Source organism: Streptomyces sp. NPDC001700 (assembly GCF_053596435.1).
This window is the reverse complement of the sequence record NZ_JBSFGE010000001.1, coordinates 683,893-703,363: the sequence shown is the minus strand read 5'-3', so window position 1 is coordinate 703,363 and position 19,471 is coordinate 683,893. Positions and strand designations below refer to the sequence as shown.

Annotated in this window: 16 protein-coding genes; 4 read left to right on the top strand and 12 right to left on the bottom strand. The window is 71.8% G+C overall.

Annotated elements, in window-relative coordinates:
- Positions 1–103: 103 nt before the first annotated feature.
- From ACWC5C_RS03275 to ACWC5C_RS03240, 8 genes are all read right to left on the bottom strand, one after another.
- Complete coding sequence (locus ACWC5C_RS03275; RefSeq protein WP_450873151.1) at positions 104–1,645, bottom strand: family 43 glycosylhydrolase; 1,542 nt, start codon at positions 1,643–1,645, stop codon at positions 104–106.
- Entirely contained in the window at positions 1,642–2,472 is an 831-nt protein-coding gene (locus ACWC5C_RS03270) for a DUF6807 domain-containing protein (RefSeq protein WP_450873149.1), read from the bottom strand. The genes ACWC5C_RS03275 and ACWC5C_RS03270 overlap by 4 nt, the downstream gene beginning before the upstream one ends.
- A complete protein-coding gene (locus tag ACWC5C_RS03265; RefSeq protein ID WP_450873147.1) occupies positions 2,469–3,674 on the bottom strand; it encodes a Gfo/Idh/MocA family protein in 1,206 nt (401 codons plus the stop codon). Before ACWC5C_RS03265 ends, ACWC5C_RS03270 begins: the two co-directional genes overlap by 4 nt.
- A 38-nt stretch (positions 3,675–3,712) precedes the next feature.
- Complete coding sequence (locus ACWC5C_RS03260; RefSeq protein WP_450873145.1) at positions 3,713–4,615, bottom strand: carbohydrate ABC transporter permease; 903 nt, start codon at positions 4,613–4,615, stop codon at positions 3,713–3,715.
- The gene (locus ACWC5C_RS03255; protein WP_450873143.1) at positions 4,612–5,517 is read right to left on the bottom strand and encodes a carbohydrate ABC transporter permease; all 906 of its coding nucleotides are present in this window, start codon (positions 5,515–5,517) and stop codon (positions 4,612–4,614) included. The genes ACWC5C_RS03260 and ACWC5C_RS03255 overlap by 4 nt, the downstream gene beginning before the upstream one ends.
- 115 nt (positions 5,518–5,632) lie before the next feature.
- On the bottom strand, positions 5,633–7,375 hold the full coding sequence (gene araD, locus ACWC5C_RS03250; protein ID WP_450873141.1) for an L-arabinonate dehydratase: 1,743 nt from the start codon (positions 7,373–7,375) through the stop codon (positions 5,633–5,635).
- A complete protein-coding gene (locus ACWC5C_RS03245; protein WP_450873139.1) occupies positions 7,372–8,274 on the bottom strand; it encodes a dihydrodipicolinate synthase family protein in 903 nt (300 codons plus the stop codon). Before ACWC5C_RS03245 ends, araD begins: the two co-directional genes overlap by 4 nt.
- A gap of 11 nt (positions 8,275–8,285) precedes the next feature.
- Positions 8,286–8,993 carry a GntR family transcriptional regulator gene (locus ACWC5C_RS03240; RefSeq protein ID WP_450873137.1) on the bottom strand — a complete coding sequence of 236 codons (708 nt, stop codon included), beginning with the start codon at positions 8,991–8,993 and terminating at the stop codon, positions 8,286–8,288.
- Between the two features lie 150 nt (positions 8,994–9,143).
- Here ACWC5C_RS03240 and ACWC5C_RS03235 point away from each other — a divergent pair, with 150 nt between their 5' ends.
- Positions 9,144–9,674, top strand: coding sequence for a kinase (locus tag ACWC5C_RS03235; RefSeq protein ID WP_450873268.1), 531 nt, complete (start codon positions 9,144–9,146; stop codon positions 9,672–9,674).
- On the opposite strand, the gene bla is transcribed toward ACWC5C_RS03235, so the two are convergent.
- Positions 9,671–10,588 carry a class A beta-lactamase gene (bla, locus tag ACWC5C_RS03230; protein ID WP_450873135.1) on the bottom strand — a complete coding sequence of 306 codons (918 nt, stop codon included), beginning with the start codon at positions 10,586–10,588 and terminating at the stop codon, positions 9,671–9,673. The two genes, ACWC5C_RS03235 and bla, sit on opposite strands and share 4 nt — an antisense overlap.
- An 89-nt stretch (positions 10,589–10,677) precedes the next feature.
- Here bla and ACWC5C_RS03225 point away from each other — a divergent pair, with 89 nt between their 5' ends.
- Together ACWC5C_RS03225 and ACWC5C_RS03220 are read left to right on the top strand one after the other, a co-directional pair.
- On the top strand, positions 10,678–11,595 hold the full coding sequence (locus tag ACWC5C_RS03225; RefSeq protein WP_450873133.1) for a LysR family transcriptional regulator: 918 nt from the start codon (positions 10,678–10,680) through the stop codon (positions 11,593–11,595).
- Positions 11,592–12,494: a serine hydrolase gene (locus ACWC5C_RS03220; RefSeq protein ID WP_450873131.1), complete on the top strand. Its 903-nt coding sequence runs from the start codon at positions 11,592–11,594 to the stop codon at positions 12,492–12,494. The genes ACWC5C_RS03225 and ACWC5C_RS03220 overlap by 4 nt, the downstream gene beginning before the upstream one ends.
- Positions 12,495–12,845: 351 nt before the next feature.
- On the opposite strand, the gene ACWC5C_RS03215 is transcribed toward ACWC5C_RS03220, so the two are convergent.
- Positions 12,846–14,453, bottom strand: a complete 1,608-nt coding sequence (locus tag ACWC5C_RS03215; protein WP_450873129.1) for a VWA domain-containing protein — start codon at positions 14,451–14,453, stop codon at positions 12,846–12,848.
- A complete protein-coding gene (locus tag ACWC5C_RS03210; protein WP_450873127.1) occupies positions 14,450–15,640 on the bottom strand; it encodes an AAA family ATPase in 1,191 nt (396 codons plus the stop codon). The genes ACWC5C_RS03215 and ACWC5C_RS03210 overlap by 4 nt, the downstream gene beginning before the upstream one ends.
- Before the next feature lie 83 nt (positions 15,641–15,723).
- On the opposite strand from ACWC5C_RS03210, the gene ACWC5C_RS03205 reads away from it, so the two are divergent.
- A complete protein-coding gene (locus tag ACWC5C_RS03205) occupies positions 15,724–16,227 on the top strand; it encodes a hypothetical protein (protein ID WP_450873125.1) in 504 nt (167 codons plus the stop codon).
- 30 nt (positions 16,228–16,257) lie between these two features.
- On the opposite strand, the gene ACWC5C_RS03200 is transcribed toward ACWC5C_RS03205, so the two are convergent.
- Positions 16,258–19,452 carry a tetratricopeptide repeat protein gene (locus tag ACWC5C_RS03200; protein ID WP_450873123.1) on the bottom strand — a complete coding sequence of 1,065 codons (3,195 nt, stop codon included), beginning with the start codon at positions 19,450–19,452 and terminating at the stop codon, positions 16,258–16,260.
- Between the last annotated feature and the right edge of the window lie 19 nt (positions 19,453–19,471).

The window sequence follows — 19,471 nt, the reverse complement described above, 5'->3', positions numbered from 1 at the left end:
GCAGACCCCTGCGGGTCCGGGGCCGAGGCCCGGGCGGAGGCCTGTGGGGGTCTGGGGGCGGAGCCCCCGGTTTCGGGAAGGGGCGGGGTGGGGGACATCTGCATCACTCCGGGACTGGCGTCGCGTGGAAGGTGCGGAAGGCCGCGTGGCCCGGGGCGCCTTGGCCCGGTGGGGCCGTGGCGAAGAGGGACAGGTGGGCGGCCACCCAGCGCCACGGGGTGGCCGCGAAGACCGGGCCCGACGGGCGGAAGCCGTCCCCGGTGTCGGCGGAGAAGCGGCAGCGGGCGCCTGGGGAGACCTCGACGCGGAGGCGGGCCCGGCCTGCGGGAGCCGGGCGCGGGTGGGCTGCGTCGCGTTCCCGCTCGGCGGTGGTGCTGGCGAAGCGGTGCACCAGGTGGACGCCGTCCGCCGTCCGCTCCAGGCCGATCCAGCCGAACGCGTCTCCCAGCACTGCCAGTCCGGCCCGGGCGCCGACGGCGTCACTGTGCAGGGTCAGGTCGACCGTCACAGTGAAGGATTCGGCGGGGAGGCGTTGCACCAGGGCGTTCGGGAGCCCGCGCAAGTCGTCCGCCCGCTCGTGGCGGTGGCAGGTCAGCCAGAGGCCCGGCCCGTCGTGGGCGATCGTCCAGCCCGGCTCCGGGTTAGCGGTCCAGGACCATTGGGGGCCGTATTGGCCATCAGGGAAGGTGTCGTCCACAGCGGGGGCGCAGACGGCAGCGGTAGGACCCTTCGGCTTGCGGTACCAGGACACCGGCTCGCCCTCGTCGCCGACCACCGGCCAGCCCGCCTCGTCCCACCCCATCGGCTGAAGGTGCACCACCCGCCCGTACGCCCCGCGCTGCTGGAAGTGCAGGAACCAGTCCTCGCCCGCCGGGGTGTCGACCCAGGCGCCCTGGTGCGGGCCGTTGACCTCCGTACGGCCCTGGGCCAGGATCGTCCGCTCCTCGTACGGGCCGAAGAAGTCCCGTGAACGAAGGGCCCCCTGCCAGCCGGTCTCGACGCCACCCGCCGGGGCGAAGATCCAGAACCAGCCGTCGCGCCGGTAGAGCTTGGGGCCCTCCAGGGTGAACCACCCCGGGATGGCGTCGCCGTCGACGACGATCCGGCCCTCGTCGAGCACAGCGGTCCCGTCCGGGCTCATGCGGTGCCCGGTGAGCCGGTTGTTGACGCCGGAGCGGGACTTGGCCCAGGCGTGGACGAGGAAGGCGTTGCCGTGTTCGTCCCACAGTGGACAGGGGTCGATCAGCCCCTTGCCCGCCTTGATCAGGTGCGGCGCGCTCCACGGACCGCGCGGATCAGAGGCGTTGACCTGGTAGACCCCCATATCCGGGTCGCCCCAGAAGATCCAGAAGCGGCCGTCGTGGTGCCGGATGCTGGGCGCCCAGACGCCGCAGTCGTGGCGCGGGAGGGCGAAGGCGTCGGCGGGTTCGAGCCGGTCCAGGGCGTGCCCCAGGATGCTCCAGTTGACGAGGTCCCGGGAGTGGAGGATCGGCAGTCCGGGGGCGCGGCCGAAGCTGGAGGCGGTGAGGTAGTAGTCGTCGCCGACGCGGACGACGTCCGGATCGGACCAGTCGGCGTTGAGGATGGGATTGCGGTACGTACCGTCCCCGAGGTCAGCTCGCCACAGCGGCACAGGCCCGCTCATACGGCCGCCCCCTTGTCCGACAGCTGCCCCGCGATCCGCGCCGCCTCGTCCCGCGCCAGACAGCCGTCCGCGATCGCGGTGACGATGCGCCGTGTCACGGTGTCGGCGGGGGCGATGGTCAGCGGCCGGTCGGAGGCGGCGAGGGCCGAGCCGACCCCCGGCTGGTCACCGGTGCGGACGTACCAGGGCGCGGACCGGGTCTCGCCGGTCGCCCCGGCGAAGACCAGCGTCCAGTCCTCGGCGGCCAGCGCCACCCAGTCCGCGGCCCGCCCGTGCACGGCGGCCTCGCCCTCGCCGCCCGCGCTGAAGACCCTCGGCGGCTGCGGGCGGCGCGGCGCGCTCCAGAAGAAGCCACCACCCGCCCCGGAGACGTCCTGCCCGGTCACATTGGTGAGCGCCGTGGTGAAGTCCAGCGCCCAGCACCCCGCCGACAGCGGCCGCACCGCGACCGTGCGCCGCTCCAGCAGGAGTTGCCGTCCGCCCGCGCCCCAGGACAGCTCCTCCACGAAGCCGTCCGGGTCGCGCAGCAGCCACCCCAGGTGGCGCTGGCTGCCGTACGTGGTGACGGGGCTCGGACCGCCCCCGAAGTTCCGCCCGGCGACGTCCGGTACGGCCATGGACACGCCCAGCTGGGCGGCGGGATGGCCCCCGCCCCCGGTGCGCAGATCGGTGACGGTGATGCCGCCGAGGGTCCGTACCGGGTGCAGATACGGGCGCGGGGCGAGCGTCCCGGCGAGCTGCGGCCGGTGGATGTACGTACCGACGGGCCGGTTCTCGTGGCGCAGCACGGTGCAGGGGGGACGGTTGGGGGTGAAGGGTGCGTTCATGGGTGCGGGACCTCCGCGGGGGGTGCGGCCCAGGGGGCGCGCAGTTCGGAGTACAGAGCGAGGCGCTCGGCCCCGGCGGTGACCAGCTGGTCGATGCCGGTGACGACGCGCCGCTTCGCGCCCGCGGAGCCGCCCGCACCGGGTTCGGTGCGCCAGGCGTCCACGGGCAGCGGGACCGGTGCGGGGGCGGTACGGACCGCCTCGACCACGCGCATGAACGCGCCGGTGCGGTCCGGTGGGACGAGCAGTTCGGTGCCGTCGCGCACATGAGCCGCCAGGTTCTCCAGCAGATCGGTGCGCTCGTAGAGGGTGGTCTCGGGGGGCGCTCCCGCGCGCTCGACCCGGACCCGGTCCTGCTTGTACCAGAAGGTGATACGGCCCTGTTCGCCGTGGACCACGACGTACGGCTCGCCGGGCTCCCGCGCGCACAGGGTGACGGCGGCGGTGATCGTCGTATCCCAGCAGGTCCGGACCCGCAGGCAGGAGGTGTCGTCGGCCTCGATGTCGTTGGCCCGGTACAGCTCCAGTTCCAGGGCGGTGATGTCCTCGGCGCGGTCGGCGCCGTCGATGCGCAGGGCGGTGGCGACGGCGTGGGCGAGGGGGTTGGTGAGGACGCCGTCGATGACGTCACGCCCGTCCAGGGTGCGGTGCCCGGCCCAGGGGGCGCGCGTGTAGTACGTCTCGTCGCGCGACCAGGCCCCGGCGGCGCCGATGCCCCGTACGGTCCCGATGGCGCCGTCGGCGATCAGCTTCCGGATGGCGGGCACGGCGTGGGAGCCGAGGGACTGGAAGCCGATCTGGCACGCGGCGCCGCGCTCCGCGAGCCCGTCGCGCAGCCGGGTGAACTCGGCGTACGAGGGCGTGGGCGGCTTCTCCAGCAGTACGTGCGCCCCCTGCTCGGCGGCGGTGAGGGCGAGGTCGGCGTGGGTGTGGATCGGGGTGCAGATGACGGCGATCCGGGCGCCGGTACGGGCCACCAGCGCACCCAGGTCCCCGGACTGCTCCAGCCCGGCCCCGGCACCGGCCTCCCCGAACCCCTCCCCCAGCTCCTCGGCGTCGAGCGGCCGGAGTTCGCACACCCCGGCCAGCCGCACCAGCCCTTCCCCCACCAGCCGCCGGATGTTCTCCAGGTGCCAGCGGCCATGCCCCCGTGCCCCCGCGAGAACGACGGGTACGGGCGTGTCTCCCTGCGTCGTGCCCATGGTCGGACCTCCTTGTCCGCGTACTGACTGACGGGTGCTCAGCCCTTGACGGCGCCCGCGCTGAAACCGGTGATCAGCCACTTCTGGATGAAGGCGAAGACGATGACGACCGGCACCGCCGCGATCACCCCGCCCGCCGCCAGCGCCCCCAGGTCGACGCTGTCGGCGCCGATGAGGGTGTTGAGGCCGACCGGGATGGTCTGCATGTCCTGCGAGCTGAGGAACATCAGCGCGAACAGGAAGTGGTTCCAGCTGTGGACGAAGGCGAAGGAGCCGACCGCGATCAGCCCCGGCCGCAGCAGCGGCAGCACCACCGCGCCGAAGGCCCGCAGCCGCCCGCAGCCGTCGACCCAGGCCTGTTCCTCCAGGGAGACCGGCACGTTCCTGATGAAGCCGCTGATCAGGATGATGGACAGCGGCAGTTGGAAGACCGTCTCCGCGATGATCACGCTCCCCAGCGAGTTGATCATCTGGAGGTTCTTGAAGATCTCGAAGAGCGGTACCAGCATCAGCGCGCCCGGGATGAACTGCGAGGCGAGCAGGGCCAGCATGAAGCCCTTCTTGATACGGAAGTCGAAGCGGGCGAGCGCGTAGCCGCCCGCGAGCGCGACCAGCGTCGTCATCAGCAGCGACGCCACGCCGACGATCATGCTGTTCTGGAAGAACGTCCCGAAGGCGCGCTCGTTCCAGACCTTCGCGAAGTGCTCCCCGGTGACCGGCCACGGCACCAGCGAGGTGGAACCCGCCGGGCGGACCGCGAAGAGCAGCATCCAGTAGAAGGGAACCAGTGTGAACAGCAGATACAGGCCCAGCGGCGCGTAGATCTGCCAGCGCGGCACGCCGTCGTCCACCGAGCGGCGGCTCCGCTTGCCGGGGGCGGCGGGCGGGGCGGGGGCGGCTACGGCCGGGACGGTGCCCTTTTCGGCGAGTGCGGCTCTCACTTGGTGTCGCCTCCGAACTTGCTCAGGCGCAGATAGAGAATCGAGCAGAAGAGGAGGATCACGAAGGCCACGGTGGTCAGCGCGGAGGCGTAGCCGAAGTCGTGGCCGTTGATCCCGGTGTTGGCGACGTACAGCGGCAGCGTGGTGGTCTGCCCGGCCGGTCCGCCGCCGGTGAGGGTGTAGAGCAGGTCGACGTTGTTGAACTCCCACACCCCGCGCAGCAGGGTCGACAGCACGATGGCGTCCTTCAGATGCGGCAGCGTGATGTGGAAGAACTGCCGGGCCCGCCCGGCGCCGTCGACCGAGGCCGCCTCGTACAGGTCCTTGGAGATGGACTGGAGGTCGGCGAGGATGAGGATGGCGAAGAAGGGGACGCCGCGCCAGAGTTCGGCGAGGACGGCGGCCCAGAACACGGTGCCGGTGTCGGAGAGCACGGAGGTGCCGTACGTACCGATCCCGGCGTCCGCGAGATAGCGGCTGATGCCGGTCGACGGGTTGTAGAGCAGCATCCAGATGGTGGTGGTCAGCACCCCGGAGACGGCCCACGGCGAGAAGACCAGGGCGCGGGCGATGCCGCGTCCGACGAAGGTCTGGTTGACCAGCAGGGCCAGCGCGACGCCGAGGACGAGTTGCAGCAGCACCTCGGTGACGACCCATTTGCCGCTGAACGCCAGCGTCTCCCAGAACTGCGGGTCGTCGGTGAAGATGCGGGTGAAGTTGTCGAGGCCCGCGTAGCCGTTCCGCCAGGGCTTGGTGACGTTGTAGTTCTGCAGGCTGTAGTAGAGGACGCTGAGCATCGGATAGGCGATGAAGCCCAGCATCAGCAGCCCGGCGGGGGCGATCAGCAGGTACGGGAGGCGGCGTGGTGTCGCTCCCGTACGTTTCGCCACGGCGTTGGCCATGACTGCTTCTCCGTTCTCAGGGGGAAGCGCTTACTGCGGCGATCTGCCTGCGCGGAAGCGCTTTCCGTACGACGTTCGAGATACCGTGCAAAAATTTTTCGCTCAGCTAGCGGGCTCAGCCCGCGTACGGTTCCGGCACCGCGCCCTCCCGGGCCAGGAAGCGGAAGTCGCAGCCGGTGTCGGCCTGGGTCATCTGCTCCTGGTAGAGCGCCCCGTAGCCGCGTTCGTAGCGGGGCGGCGGCGCCGTCCAGTCCGCCCGGCGCCGCTCCAGCTCGGCGTCGTCCACCTCAAGACGCAGCACCCGCGCCGCGACATCGAGCGTGATCAGGTCGCCGTCGCGGACGAGCGCGAGCGGTCCGCCGATGTACGACTCGGGCGCGATGTGCAGCGCGCAGGCGCCGTAACTCGTGCCGCTCATCCGGGCGTCTGAGATCCGCACCATGTCCCGCACCCCCTTCTTCAGCAGGTGGTCGGGGATCGGCAGCATGCCGTACTCGGGCATGCCGGGCCCGCCGAGCGGACCGGCGTTGCGCAGCACCAGCACGGTGTCCTCGGTGATGCCGAGGGCGGGGTCGTTGATGGTGGCCTGCATCGTCTTGTAGTCGTCGAAGACGACGGCGGGCCCGGTGTGCTTGAGGAGATGCTGATCGGCGGCGATGTGCTTGATGACCGCGCCGTCCGGGCACAGGTTGCCGCGCAGCACCGCCACTCCGCCCTCCTCGGCGAGGGGGTTCTCGCGCGGCCGGATGACGTCCGGGTTGTGCACGAGGGCGCCGTCGAGCTGTTCGCGCAGGGTGGTGTGGGCGGCGGTGGGCCGGTCCAGATGCAGCCGGTCGGTGAGCCGGGAGAGGAAGCCGGGCAGTCCCCCGGCGAAGTGGAAGTCCTCCATCAGATACCGGCCACCGGGGCGGAGGTTGGCGAGGACGGGCACCGTACGGGCGATCCGGTCGAAGTCGTCCAGCGTGAGCCGCACCCCGGAGCGCCCGGCCATGGCGATCAGGTGGATGACGGCGTTGGTGGAGCCGCCGAGCGCGAGCACGGTGGTGACCGCGTCCTCGTACGCGTCCCGGGTGAGGATCTCGGAGAGCCGCAGGTCCTGCCAGACCAGCTCGACGATGCGCATCCCCGAGGCCGCGGCCATCCGCTCGTGCCCGGAGTCGACGGCCGGGATGGACGAGGCGCCCGGCAGGGTCACGCCCAGCGCCTCGGCGGCGGCCGTCAGCGTGGACGCGGTGCCCATGGTCATGCAGTGGCCGGGCGAGCGGGCGATGCCGCGCTCCAGCTCGGCGATCTCGCAGTCACCGATGAGCCCGGCCCGCTTGTCGTCCCAGTACTTCCACATGTCGGTGCCCGAGCCCAGCACCTCGTTGCGCCAGTGCCCCGGCAGCATCGGCCCGGCGGGCACGAAGAGGGTCGGCAGATCGGCGGTGGCGGCGCCCATGAGCAGCGCCGGGGTGGACTTGTCGCAGCCGCCGAGCAGCACGGCGCCGTCCACCGGGTACGAGCGCAACAGCTCCTCGGTCTCCATGGACAGCAGATTCCGGTACAGCATCGGAGTCGGCTTCTGGAACGTCTCGGAGAGGGTGGAGACCGGGAATTCGAGCGGGAATCCGCCCGCCTGCCAGACCCCGCGCTTGACCGCCTGCGCGCGGTCGCGCAGATGGACGTGGCAGGGGTTGATGTCGCTCCAGGTGTTGAGGATCGCGATGACCGGCTTGCCGAGGTGTTCCTCGGGGAGGTAGCCGAGCTGGCGGGTGCGGGCCCGGTGACTGAAGGTGCGTAACCCCTCGGTGCCGTACCACTGGTGGCTGCGCAGCTCCTCGGGCCGTCTGCGCGGGCGGTCCGTGGCGCCGGTCATAGCGCCCATCCCTGTATGAGGGCCGCGACCTCGGCGCGCTGCGGCTCCGGCAGCAGGCGGCTCGGCGGACGGACGTCGCGACGGCACAGGCCGAGCGCGGCCAGCGCCTCCTTCACCACGGTCACGTTGTTGGCCGACTGCCGCGCGGCGCGCAGATCCTCGAACGGCCGGATCTGCTCCCACACCTTCATCGCGGCCGCGTAGTCCCCGGCACGCAGCGCGCCGAGCATGTCGAGCGACAGCTTCGGGGCGACGTTGACCAGGCCGGAGGTGAAGCCGGTGGCGCCGACGGACCAGTACGAGGGCGCGTACAGCTCGGCGAGCCCGGCCACCCACACGAACCGGTCGAGCCCCGCGTCCCGCGCGAACGCCGCGAAGCGGGCCGCGTCCGGGACCGCGTACTTCACGCCGATCACGTTCGGGCACGCCTCGCCGAGACCGGCCAGCGCCTCGCCCTCGATCAGCGGGTTGCGCAGATACGGCACCACGCCCAGCTCAGGGACCGACTCGGCGATCTCGCGGTGGTAGTCGACCCAGCCGTCCTGCGACACGTACGGGTGCACCGGCTGGTGCACCATCACCATCTGCGCCCCGGTCTCGCGGGCGTGCCGCGCGGCGTCCACCGCCGTCGCCACGTCCTGCCCGACCCCCACCAGCACGGCGGCCCGGCCGCCCGCCTCCTCGACGCTCAGCTCGGTGCACAGGCGCCGCTCCTCCAGGGTGAGGGCGTAGAACTCGCCGGTGTTGCCGTTGGGGGTGACGGCCCGTACGCCGCCGTCGAGAAGCCGACGCAGCAGGGCGCGGTAGGTGGTCCGGTCGACGGCGCCGGTGGCGTCGTACGGGGTCACCGGGATCGCCACGACGTCCGCGAGCGCGGTTCTCAGCGGTGTGAAGTCCATACGGACCCTCTCTAGTGTGTGTCCGGGTGCGTGTTGTCCGGTCGGGTGTCCGGTCGTGTGTCCGGGTGCGTGTCCGGGTGCGTGTCCGGGTCGGGGAAGGCCCGCTGGACGAAGGACGAGATGTGGTGGTGCAGCGCGCGGGCGGCGCCGTCGGCGTCCCCGTCGAGCGCGCGGGCCAGGATCTCCCGGTGCTCCCGCGCCTCCCGCTCCCAGGACGGCACCGCCTGCCAGGCGACGGCCGACACCAGCGCCGCCTGGTCGCGCAGTTCGTCGAGCATCCGGGTCAGCAGCGGGTTGCCGCAGGGGAGGTAGAGCGAGCGGTGGAAGTCCCGGTTGGCCAGCGACCGGTCGGCCTGATCGGCCGCCGCGTCCGACCGCTCCAGCGCGGCCCCCGCCGCCGCCAGGCTCGCCCGCGCGGTGACGGTCCGCCGCAGCGCCTCGGGCTCCAGCAGCAGCCGTACGTCGTATACGGCGCGCGCCATCGCGGTGTCGACGGTCCGTACGGTCGCGCCCTTGTACGCGCTCATCACCACGAGCCCCCGGCCCGCCAGGGTCTTCAGCGCCTCCCGCACCGGCGTCTTCGACACCCCGAACTGGGCCGCCAGCTCGGTCTCCACGAGCGGCTGCCCCGGCCGCAGCCCTCCCGTCAGGATGGCGTGCTTGACCGCTTCCAGCACGTACTGAGTACGGGACGGAATCGGGCTGGGGGCGATGTCCATGGGGGCTCTCAGATCTCACGTATCGCGTCTCATATATGACGTACGAAGTACGACGCGATGAAGTTAGGGCGGCCCCGGGGATTCGTCAACGGTCCTGACGAAACTTCAACTTTCCGCGCGAGTAACGCGATTGGCACGCGGCACGGCATGATGACCGACATGATGGTCGGCTCTCCGGCAACGCGGCTGATCCTGCTGCGCGGCAACTCCGCGTCCGGCAAATCCTCCGTCGCCGCCGAACTGCGCGCCCTGCATGGCCGCGGCCTCGCCCTGGTCTCCCAGGACACGCTGCGCCGCACCGTGCTGCGCGAGCGGGACGTCGCGGGCGGGGCGAACATCGGCCTCATCGACACCGTCGCGCGCTACGCCCTCGACCACGGCTACCACGTGGTGGTCGAGGGCATCCTGTACGCGGCCCACTACGCCCCGATGCTCGACGCCCTGCGCCGGGACCACCGGGGCCGCACCCATGCGTACTACCTCGACGTCCCGTTCGCCGAGACGGTGCGCCGCCACGCCACGAAGCCGCAGGCGGCCGAGTACGGGGAGGCGGAGCTGCGCGGCTGGTACCGCCCGCTGGACCTGCTGCCGGGCTCCATGGAAACCGTGATCCCGGCGGCGAGCGCCCTTGAGGAGACGGCGTCCCGCGTACTGCGGGAGGCGGGCCTGGCGCCGCCTTAGGACAGTGTGTCGGCCACGACCGACGCCGTCTCCGCGATCAGCTTGTCGTCGTGCTCGTCGTCCTCCCCGGAGCGGTTCGTCAGGACCGCCATGACGATGGGCGCGGCGCCGGGGCGCCACACCACGGCGATGTCGTTGCGGGCGGCGTAGTAGAAGCCGCTCCCGGTCTTGTCGCCGACGATCCAGCCCTTCGGCACCCCGGCCCTGATGAGGGCGTCGCCGGTGGTGTTGGTCTTCAGCCACGTCGTCAGCTGGGCGCGTTCGGGCTTGGGGAGGACGTCGCCGAGGACGTACGCGCGCAGATCCTTGGCCAGGGCGCGCGGCGTGGTCGTGTCCCGCGTCTCGCCCGGAACCCACTTGCTCAGCTCGGGCTCGATGCGCTCCATCCGCGTGACGTCATCACCCACCCTCCTGATCTCGCGTTCGAGCCCCTTGGGCCCGCCGAGCGCGTCGAACATCAGGTTGGCGGCGGTGTTGTCGCTGTAGCGGACGGCGGCGTCGCACAGCTCGCGCAGGGTCATGCCGGTGTCGACGTGCTTCTCGGTGATGGGCGAGTTGTCGATCAGGTCGTCACGGGAGTACGTGATCACCTTGTTCATCCCGCTCAGCGAATGCGTGCGCAGCACGGCCGCGGCGGCGATCGCCTTGAACGTGGAGTGGAACCCGAAGCGCTCACCGTCCCGGTAGGCCACCTCGCGTCCGGTGCCGGTGTCGACGGCGTAGAGGCCGAGGCGGGCGTCGAACTTCCGCTCCAGGGCCTGGAGTTCGCCGGAGTACGGCGCCGTGGTGTGCGCGATCGGCGTCGTCGTGGCGGCGGCGGGCGCGGGGGTGTTCTGGCCGCAGGCCGCGACGGGAACGAGAAGCAGCGCGGCGAGCGCGCCGAGCGCGGCGCGGCGGGCAGGGCTGAAGGGCATGGGCAACCTCCAAGACGTGCGGGTCGTGAGTGCGGGAACACCTTCACCGCCGGGCGCTCATGCGGTCCAATACGCTGGAGCGCCCCTTCATGCCGATCTGGCATAACATCCAGGGCGTGGATCTTGTAGGGGCATGCCGTGCGTTCGTCAGCGTGAGCGAGCACGGGAGTTTCACGGTCGGGGCGTCCGCCGCCCGGATGTCCCAGTCGGTGGCGAGCCGTCGCGTCGCCGCCCTGGAGGAACGCTTCGGTGAGCCGCTGTTCGAGCGCACGTCGCGGCGGCCCGTCCTCACCCCGTTCGGCCGGGACATGCTGCCGACGGCACGGCAGCTCGTGCAGGCGGCGGACGTACTGCTGCACGAGGCCGAGGCCGTCAAGCGCAAGCCGTGGCGGCTCGCGGTGCCCGGCATCTGCTCCACGGCCGGTCTCGCCCGCCTCGTCGCCGAGGCCCGGGGGCTCGGCGTCACCCTGGACCTCCGGGTCGCGGCACCGGCGCGGCGCGGTGAACTCCTCCGTGCCGAACAGGTGCGCGCGGCCCTGCTGGCGGTGGTGCCGGACGACGCGGCGTGGCGCGTACCGCTCGGGCTCGCCGGTGCCGTCGATCCCGGTGTGCGGCGCGTCTACCTGGAGACGCTGCGGGTCGGACGGGCCTCCTCCGGCCCGGCCCGGCGCGTCTGGATCCAGCCGGAGGACGACGTTCCGCACATCCGCGACCCACTGACCCGGCTGCGCGACGCGGTCGGCCTGCGGCCCGCCCAGCTCGTCACCGCTACCGACCTGACCACGGCCGTGGCGGAGGCCCTGCACACCCGGGACGTACTGCTCTGCTCCCGCGCACAGGCCGCCGAACTCGGCCTGCACTGGCGGCCCGTGGGCGAGCTGGCCCTCAGCCGGGGGTACGCGCTCGCCGCCGCGGAGGGCAGCCCACAGCACATCGAAGCGCGCCTGGGCGAGGCGATAGCCCGCTGCCTGGGCGCCAAAAGCGCTAGAACGGAATCTGGCTGGTGAACACCGAAGCCCTCCTCCACGACATGCGGCAGCAGCTGCACGACGGCGGCCTGCGCGGCTGCCTGCTCGTACGGGACCTGCACACGGGCGAGGAGCTGGGCATCGACCCGGACACCCAGCTCCCGTCGGCCTCCCTGGTCAAGATCCCGCTCGCTCTGGCCACAGCGGAACGTATCCGGCGGGGCGAGCTGGACGGGGCGACGCTGCTCGACGTCCAACCGGGGCGGATCACCACGCCCGGCCCCACCGGCCTGAGCCGCTTCCGCCACCCCGCGCGGGTGGCGATCGACGACCTCCTTTACCTGAGCACGTGCCTAAGCGATGGCACGGCCGCAGACGCACTCTTCGCCCAAACTCCACCCACTCAAGTAGCGGACTTGTTGCACGAGTTCGGCTTACGGGACATCACCATCCGCCACACCATGAGCGAACTGTCCGACACCCCGGTGGAACGCTTCGACGCCACCCAGGTCGATCTGGCCCACGCCCTCGCCATCGGCGCCGGTACGGGCGGCCGCGGCCACCGGGTGCCGCAGCTCGACACGACCCGCGCCAACACGGGCAGCGCCCGCTCGTACGTCGACCTGCTCCAGGCCCTGTGGACCCCGTCGACGATCCACCCCGAGGTGGCGGAACGGGTGCGGGCGCTCATGGCCCACAACGTCCTGCGCCACCGCCTCACCCCGGACTTCAGCTCGGACGCCACGAAGTGGTCCTCGAAGACCGGCACCCTGCTGAACCTCCGCCACGAGGTGGGCGTGGTCGAACACGCCGACGGCCAGACCTTCGCCATCGCCGTCCTGACGGAGTCCGAGGTCCCGGCCTCGATCCAACCCGGAGCGGAAGCCCTGATGTCCCAGACGGCCCGAACCCTACGCGACCACCTCCGGCAGTTGTAGGTGCGCCCCAGGGTGCCCCTGACCGTTTCACGGGCGCGTGCGGGCCGGTGGCCGGGTTGTGCCCACCCGGCCGCCGAGGGGCGAAGCCCCCTCCCGATGCTCGACAAGCCGGGCCGAGACGGATACACCCGGCACCCCCGCCCCGCGTAGCCCTCACCCCATCCGACGCTTGAACAGCCAGGCCCGGGAGCGGAGATACCCCACCACCCAACCCCTCCAGCACCTGAACAACCAGGCCCGGGAGCACAGATGCCCCACCATCCAGCCCCTCCGGCGTTTGAGGAGCGGGGTCCTGGGGCGGAGCCCCGGGTTCGGGAAGGGGCGGGGTGGGGGAAGAACCACCCGCCCCACCTAGATCACACGAAACAGCTCCGCCGCCACCCGCACATCCCCAAGGTCCTCGACAGAGCGCAGGTTGTCGCACAACGCCTCCAAGACCGAGCCCGCCCCCGCAACCCCCGGCACCCCCACCGCCACGCCGAAGACCCGGAACCCCAGCACCCGCTTGGCCTCGTTCCACCCCCGCATCCACTCCTCCGAGACCCCACACTCGTCATCGGTGATCATCACGATGTCCCCCCGCCTCCGCGCGGCATCGTTGAACTCCTCCCCCAGCAGGTCACGGGCCACCGTCAGCGGTGCCTCGTAACTCGTACCGCCCCCCAGAAAGGTCTCGGCGAAGTCGAGCACCCGGTCGACCCCCGCAGGCTCCCCAGCCAGGAAGCGGAAGACCTGGATCTTGTCGGCGGCGGAGAACAAGATCCCCACGAAGTCGCGCCCCGCCGCACGGGCCTGATCCAGCAGGGCCAAGGCACACGCCTTGGCCCATGCCTCCCGCGTAACCCCACCCGGCCCGGCCTCGTACATGGAGTGCGAGGTGTCGACGCACGCGATGATGGCCCCCTGCCCGGTGGTCTGCTCGCCCTGGCTGTCGTACAGCATCAACTCCCCGGCGGCGTAGCGCGCGGCGAACACCGCGCGCAGCTCCGGCAGGCCGAGGTTGGCCAGCTCGGAGGGGATGACGCGGGAGAGGTCGTCGCCGAGCGTGACGCCCACCAGCTCCCCGGCGGCGTTCTCCACCTTGCGGGCGCGCTCGCCATCGGCCATCTGCCGGAAGCGGCCGATCAGTTCGGCCCACTGCGCGAGTCGGCCGGTCCGCAGCCGCTCGGCGAGCCGGGCGCGCTGCTCGAACGGCATACGTTCCAGCTCGTCGCCCCCAACCCCCCACGCCCGCATCAGCGCGGCCTCCTCCCGGACAGCCTCGGCAGCCCGCGCCGCCGCGTTCCGCGCGGCGGCGCGGAGGCCGGGGGCGGCCGCCGCGAGGGCCTGCGCGGCACCGTCGGCGGCCCGCCGCGCGGCGCCCTCTGCCGCCTCGGCGGCCTCAAGAGCCCGGCCCACCGCATCCGCAGCGGCCCCCGACACAACACCGTCCTCCCCAACCCCCTCCGCAGCCCGCTGAAGCGCCTCCCCCACCCCACTCGCCGCTCCATCAGCCTCCCCCTGGGCCCCCTGCGCCCGCTCACCGGCTCGCTGCGCCTCCCGCGACCGCTCCAGCATCCCCCGCAGCGCGCCAGCCTGGGCGAGTACGGCCATGGCGGCGGCGTACGGATCACCGGCCGTCTCCCGGCGCAGCTCCGCGAACTCCCGTGACTCCACCAACACCGTGATGACCTGGTGGTTCACCAGCCGCGAGGGGGCCATCTCCTCGGGCTCCCGCACCCGAGGCCCGACCTTGTACGCGGCGAGGAACACATCCACCAACAGGTCAGTGGCGTACGCGTAGCCCGCGCCCAGCTCCTCCGCCACCTCCCGCAGCCCGGCCGACTGCTCGTACGTATCGCGCCACGTCACCCGGTCGAACCGGTCCGCGACCACCGCCGCCGTGTGCCGCCGGGGCACAGCGGCGGACCGGGCCAGCCACTTCCCGCCTCGGCTCGCCAGCTCGTCGAGGGTGCTCACAGCTGGGCCTGCACCATGTTCGCGTCCATGCCAAGCGCCTCGGTGAGCACGCGGGCGCGGACGGCGCGCTGACGCCCCGTCACGCGGTCGATGGCGGCCGTGGAACGGCCCGCGCTCGCCGCGTCCGCGCGCAGCTTCTCCAGCCGCTTGCCCGCCATGGCGAGCTGGTTGTGGGCCTTCTTGATGACCCACTCGCTCAGCGCCTCACGCGACCGCCCGGCCATGGCGTCGAGCTGCGCCTCCAGCTCCTCGATGGCATCGGCCAGGTCGAGCGCCTCCTTGGCGTCCGGGTTGACCAGCTGCAGCACCTCGCGCTCGACGGTCGGGCGCTGCGCGGGCGAGTCCCACAGCACATGGGTCAGCACCGACAGATCGGTCTCGCCGACCTCCGCACGGCCGTCGAGGTACGCGGACGCCTGCAGCAGCCCCACCGCCTGCCGCCAGCGGCGGTCGGAGGCGACGAGTTCCTTGCGCCGCAGGGCGGCCCGCAACGTACACACCGCGTCCACGATCCCGTCGGATACGTCCACCGCCGGTACGGCCTCGCCCACCGCGTGCTGCAACGCCCCCAGCTCAACCGTCGTCCGCTCCGGCGCCACCGGACGGCTGACGGCGGACCGCACGAGCGCGGCGAAGTTGGACGGATCCGCCAGATACCCGACCTCGATCCGCACCAGCAGCCGGTCGTAGATCGCGGCCGTATCCTCCCCGCTGGGCAGCTCATTGCTCGCCGTAATGGCCCCGATCAGCGGACACCGGATCGGCTCGCCGCCGCTCTCGGGGTGGTAGATCCGCTCGTTGAGGAAGCCCAGCGTCTCGTTCAGCGCCGCCGTGGAGCACTTGAAGATCTCGTCGATGAAGGCCACATGCGCGGTCGTGGCGCGGCCGTCGTACACCTGCCGGTACTCGCCCCGGGCCAGCGCGGCCACGTCGATGGGGCCGAACATCCTGGTCGGCGCGGTGAACTTCGACAGCAGGATCTCCCAGTACGCCGCCCCCTCGACCCGCCCCGTCAGCTCCCGCGCCATCTCGGACTTCGCCGTCCCGGGCGGCCCGAGGACGAGTGAGTGCTGCCCGGCCAGCAACGTCACGATCAGCGTCCGCACCACGTCGTCCCGCTCGTAGAACCGCTCCGCCAGCTCATGGCTGATCGCCCGCAGCCGCGTGGCCGTGTCCTGCGCGTCCATATCCAACGCCACCCTTCACTCTCGGACTTGAACCTACGACGGCGGACCTTTACGACGGATTCGGGGCACCGTACGGTCGGCCCATGGACTGGTTGGGGCCCGTGAACACGCTGATGGGCGCGGGCATCGGCGTCGGAGCGACGCTCCTGGCCGACCGCCTCCGCTGGCGCCGCGAGCGCGAAGCGCTCCGCCAGGACACGCGCCGCCAGGCGTACGCGTCGTTCATGGCCGCCCTCTCGGAGGCGTACACGCGCCTGCACGTGATCGCCCGCGAGGGAGGCGGTGCGGAGGAGGCGGGGCGGGCGGCGCACGAGGCGTTCGCGTCCAGCAGGGTGTATCCCCTGCGGTACGAGCTGGCGCTGATCGCGCCGTGGGAGGTGATGGAGCCGACGAACGAGGCCTTCTGGAAGGCCCGCGCCCTGCGCGACTTGGTGGCGACGGGTGCCACTGCGGAGGCCCCGGCTTTCGGCGAACACATCCGCGCGTACCTGGCGGCGGCGGAGTCCGCCCAGACGGCGATGCGGCGGGACCTCGGCACCTCCTGGCCCGACCGGGACGGGGGCCCGAGGCCGCCGGGCGCCGCCTGAGGCGCGTGCCGTTGCCCTGGCCGCTCCGGCTCAACCGGCGGATTCCTCCAACCATCGCAAGGCTCTCAGCGAATTCTCAAGTTCAGCTTGGTGGACCTCGGGCCGGGCCTGAGCCAGCTCGCGCCGGATCTCCACCGCCTCAACGATCGCCTCCAACGCCTCCTCCCGCCGACCCAGAACACCCAGACTGATGGCGAGATTGTTAAGCCCCGTGGCGAGGTTGGGCCGAAAGACGTCAGGCCGACCCCGGACCAGCTCGCGGTACACCTGCACCGCCTCAACGATCGCCTCCAACGCCTCCTCCCGCCGACCCAGAGCACTCAGCCGGTTGGCGAGGTTGTTAAGGCTCCTGGCGAGGTCCGGCCGGAAGGCATCGGCCCGATACCGGACCAGCTCACGCCGGATCTCCACCGCCTCAATAATCATCTCCAACGCCTCCTCCCACCGCCCCAAATCGCCCAGCCGGACAGAGAAATTGTCCAGGCTGGCCGAGAGATTCGGCCGGAAGGCATCGGCTCGATCCTGGGCCAGCTCGCGGTACACCCTCACCGCCTCGCCAATCGCCTCCAACGCCTCCTCCCGCCGACCCAGACCGGCCAGACCGATGGCAAGGTTGTGCAGGCTCATGGCAAGGTCGGGCCGGAAGGCATCGGCTCGCCCCTGGGCCAGCTCGCGGTACACCTCCGCCGCCTCAGCGATCGCCTCCAGCGCCTCCTCCCGCTGTCCCAGACCGGCCAGTCGGCTGGCGAGGTTATTTAGGCTCATGGCGAGGTCCGGTAGGAAGGCGTCGGGCCGGGACCTGGCCAGCTCGCGGTACACCCCCACCGCCTCACTGATCACCTCCAGCGCCTCCTCCCACCGGCCCACAGCGCCCAAAGAGTTAGAGAAATTGTTCAGGCTCAGGGCGAGGCTGGGCTGGAAGACATCAGGCCGATCCCGAACCAGCTCACGCCGGATCTCCACCGCCTCAACGATCGCTTCCAGCGCCTCCTCCCACTGTCCCAAATCGCCCAGCCGGTTGGAGAGGTTGTTCAGGCTCCTGGCGAGGTCCGGCCGGAAGGCATCGGCCCGATAGCGGACCAGCTCACGCCGGATCTCCACCGCCTCAACGATCGCCTCCAGCGCCTCCTCCCACCGCCCCAAATCGCCCAGCCGGATGGAGAGGTTGTTCAGGTTGGTGGCGAGGTCGGGCAGGTTGGTGGGGTCGTGAACGGTGCAGGTGCGGTGGTGCTCGGTGAGGCGTTGGGTGAGGTGGGCAGCGTAAGGGGCGAGGTTGTAGCTGCTGTGGGGCAGACGGTCGGCAAGGGCCTGGAGGTGGGTCGGCGGGGTCGTGGGGTCGTCGGTGATGTGGTGGAGGGCGTCGATGAGGGGTTCGGGGTGTTCGGTCTGGGTGGCGACGTCGATGGCGGGTCCGGCGAGGGTGGGGGCGTGGTCAACGCAGAGAGTGGTGAGGCAGGGAGCAAGTTGGGGCCGGAGGGCGGGGTGGGCGGCTGCGCGGGTGTACAGGGTCAGGAGGCGGGTGGCCTGGGCTTCGGTAGCCGTGGGGGCGAGGTGGTGGGCCAGCTGGGGGCTCTGGACGAGGTGGCGGCCGGTGAAGTACTCGGCGAGCCGGTCGGGTTGGAGCATTCCCCAGGGCAGGCCGGAGGCTGGGTAGAGGGCGGCGATCCAGCGGCGTACCGCGTGGATGCGGTCAGTGGTCTGGTCGGCCAAGGCGGGGACGTGACGCAGAAGGGTATCGGCTTCGTCGTGGGTGTCGGCTCCGAGGAGGTGGGCGGCGGCGAGGGCGTCCATGAGGGTTGCGGTCGCCAGGCCCGGGTCGAGGTGGTGGGCCGTGGCGGTGGCCTTCCAGTAGCGGCGTTCGTGGAGCAGCAACCGGTCCTCGACGGTGGAGTTGACCGCAGGAGCATTGGACGCGGCGTCGAGAAGGTCCGCGAGCGCGGTCATGTGCAGCGTCAGGGCGCTGTCCAGGCCGGGCCGGTCCAGACCCTCGGGGGTGCCGGTGGTGAGGCGGGCCGCCAGGGCAGGCCAGTCGTGGGGCTGCCACCCGCGCACGCACGGGAGGTGGGCGGCGTAGCTGCGCACGGCCTGGTGGTAGGCCTCGGTGCGGGAGTCGTCGGGCTCGGGTTCGAGGGCCGGAAGCAGGATGGTTCCGGTGCCGTAGAGGAGGTCTTCGGCAGCGGCGGTGGCGGCGTGCAGATCGTTCCACCAGTCGCCATCGGTACGGGCCAGCAGCAGCAACTTGAACGCGCGGTCGCCGGAATGCTGAACGGCCGCTTCCAGCAGCGCCGTCAGCTGCGGAGTACGGGTCTCGGCGTAGTCGACGATGACCAGGAGCGGGACGGCTGCGGCCGACAGTTCCGCCAAGGCGTAGGCATCGCCGCGTAGCCACAGCGTGGTCCAGCCACGCGCGGTCAGCGCATCGGCAAGGTGCTGCGCCAGCCGCGTCTTGCCCTGGCCGCCGGGCCCATGCAGAAGCCGCGCACCGAAGCCCTCCTCCCCCGCCCATCTCTCGAAGTCCGCGAGGAGCGCGGTCCGGCCACGGAAGGGGACGATCTGGCGGCGGGCCTGCAACAGCGCGGCGGGAGAGTTCAACACGCGGGCAGGCGCCGCCGGTTCGATGAGGTGCTGCCACTCCACCGGTTCGAGCGCCGTGCCGACGTCCGGCGCGTGGTCGGCCAGCGCGGCGCGGAAGCCGGGGTCGTGCAGCAGTACGTACGCGGGGACCGCCTCCAGGTGGGCGTGAGCCCGTCCGGCGGGGTCGGCGGCGATGACCCCGGCCAGCAGATCACCGCAGAACAGCGCCGCCCCCGACATCCCGCCCCACGGCGAGGCGCCCTCACCCGAAGGGGCCGGTGGATACTGGGCCAGGCTCATCACATAGCGGTTCCCGGCGAACCGTTCGCCGGGGTTCAGCGTGCCGGAGGGCTGCGCGACATCCGTCGCCCGCCCCGGCCGCTGCACCAGCTCCGCCGCACCCCAGGTCTCACACGGCGTGCCCGGCCGGTGGGTCACCGTACGCCCCCACCTGACCGGCTGCCGAGGAGCCCCAACCCAGGCCGGGTCGTCGACCCGGACCAGGGCGGCGTCGTCCCGCCCGCCCGGCGTGCCCCGCCACACCACCGTGCCGTCCCAGGTCGGCTCCTGCCCCGGCCGGAACAGCCGTACCGTACGGCCGGGTTCGGGGGTCACATGGGCGCTGGTCAGCACCAGACGTTCCGCGATCACATATCCCGATCCCGGCTGG

Coding starts and splice junctions, on each gene's coding strand:
- ACWC5C_RS03275 (WP_450873151.1), bottom strand. CDS start 1,645: ATGAGCGGGCCTGTGCCGCTGTGGCGAGCTGACCTCGGGGACGGTACG.
- ACWC5C_RS03270 (WP_450873149.1), bottom strand. CDS start 2,472: ATGAACGCACCCTTCACCCCCAACCGTCCCCCCTGCACCGTGCTGCGC.
- ACWC5C_RS03265 (WP_450873147.1), bottom strand. CDS start 3,674: ATGGGCACGACGCAGGGAGACACGCCCGTACCCGTCGTTCTCGCGGGG.
- ACWC5C_RS03255 (WP_450873143.1), bottom strand. CDS start 5,517: ATGGCCAACGCCGTGGCGAAACGTACGGGAGCGACACCACGCCGCCTC.
- araD (WP_450873141.1), bottom strand. CDS start 7,375: ATGACCGGCGCCACGGACCGCCCGCGCAGACGGCCCGAGGAGCTGCGC.
- ACWC5C_RS03245 (WP_450873139.1), bottom strand. CDS start 8,274: ATGGACTTCACACCGCTGAGAACCGCGCTCGCGGACGTCGTGGCGATC.
- ACWC5C_RS03240 (WP_450873137.1), bottom strand. CDS start 8,993: ATGGACATCGCCCCCAGCCCGATTCCGTCCCGTACTCAGTACGTGCTG.
- ACWC5C_RS03235 (WP_450873268.1), top strand. CDS start 9,144: ATGACCGACATGATGGTCGGCTCTCCGGCAACGCGGCTGATCCTGCTG.
- bla (WP_450873135.1), bottom strand. CDS start 10,588: ATGCCCTTCAGCCCTGCCCGCCGCGCCGCGCTCGGCGCGCTCGCCGCG.
- ACWC5C_RS03225 (WP_450873133.1), top strand. CDS start 10,678: ATGCCGATCTGGCATAACATCCAGGGCGTGGATCTTGTAGGGGCATGC.
- ACWC5C_RS03210 (WP_450873127.1), bottom strand. CDS start 15,640: ATGGACGCGCAGGACACGGCCACGCGGCTGCGGGCGATCAGCCATGAG.
- ACWC5C_RS03205 (WP_450873125.1), top strand. CDS start 15,724: ATGGACTGGTTGGGGCCCGTGAACACGCTGATGGGCGCGGGCATCGGC.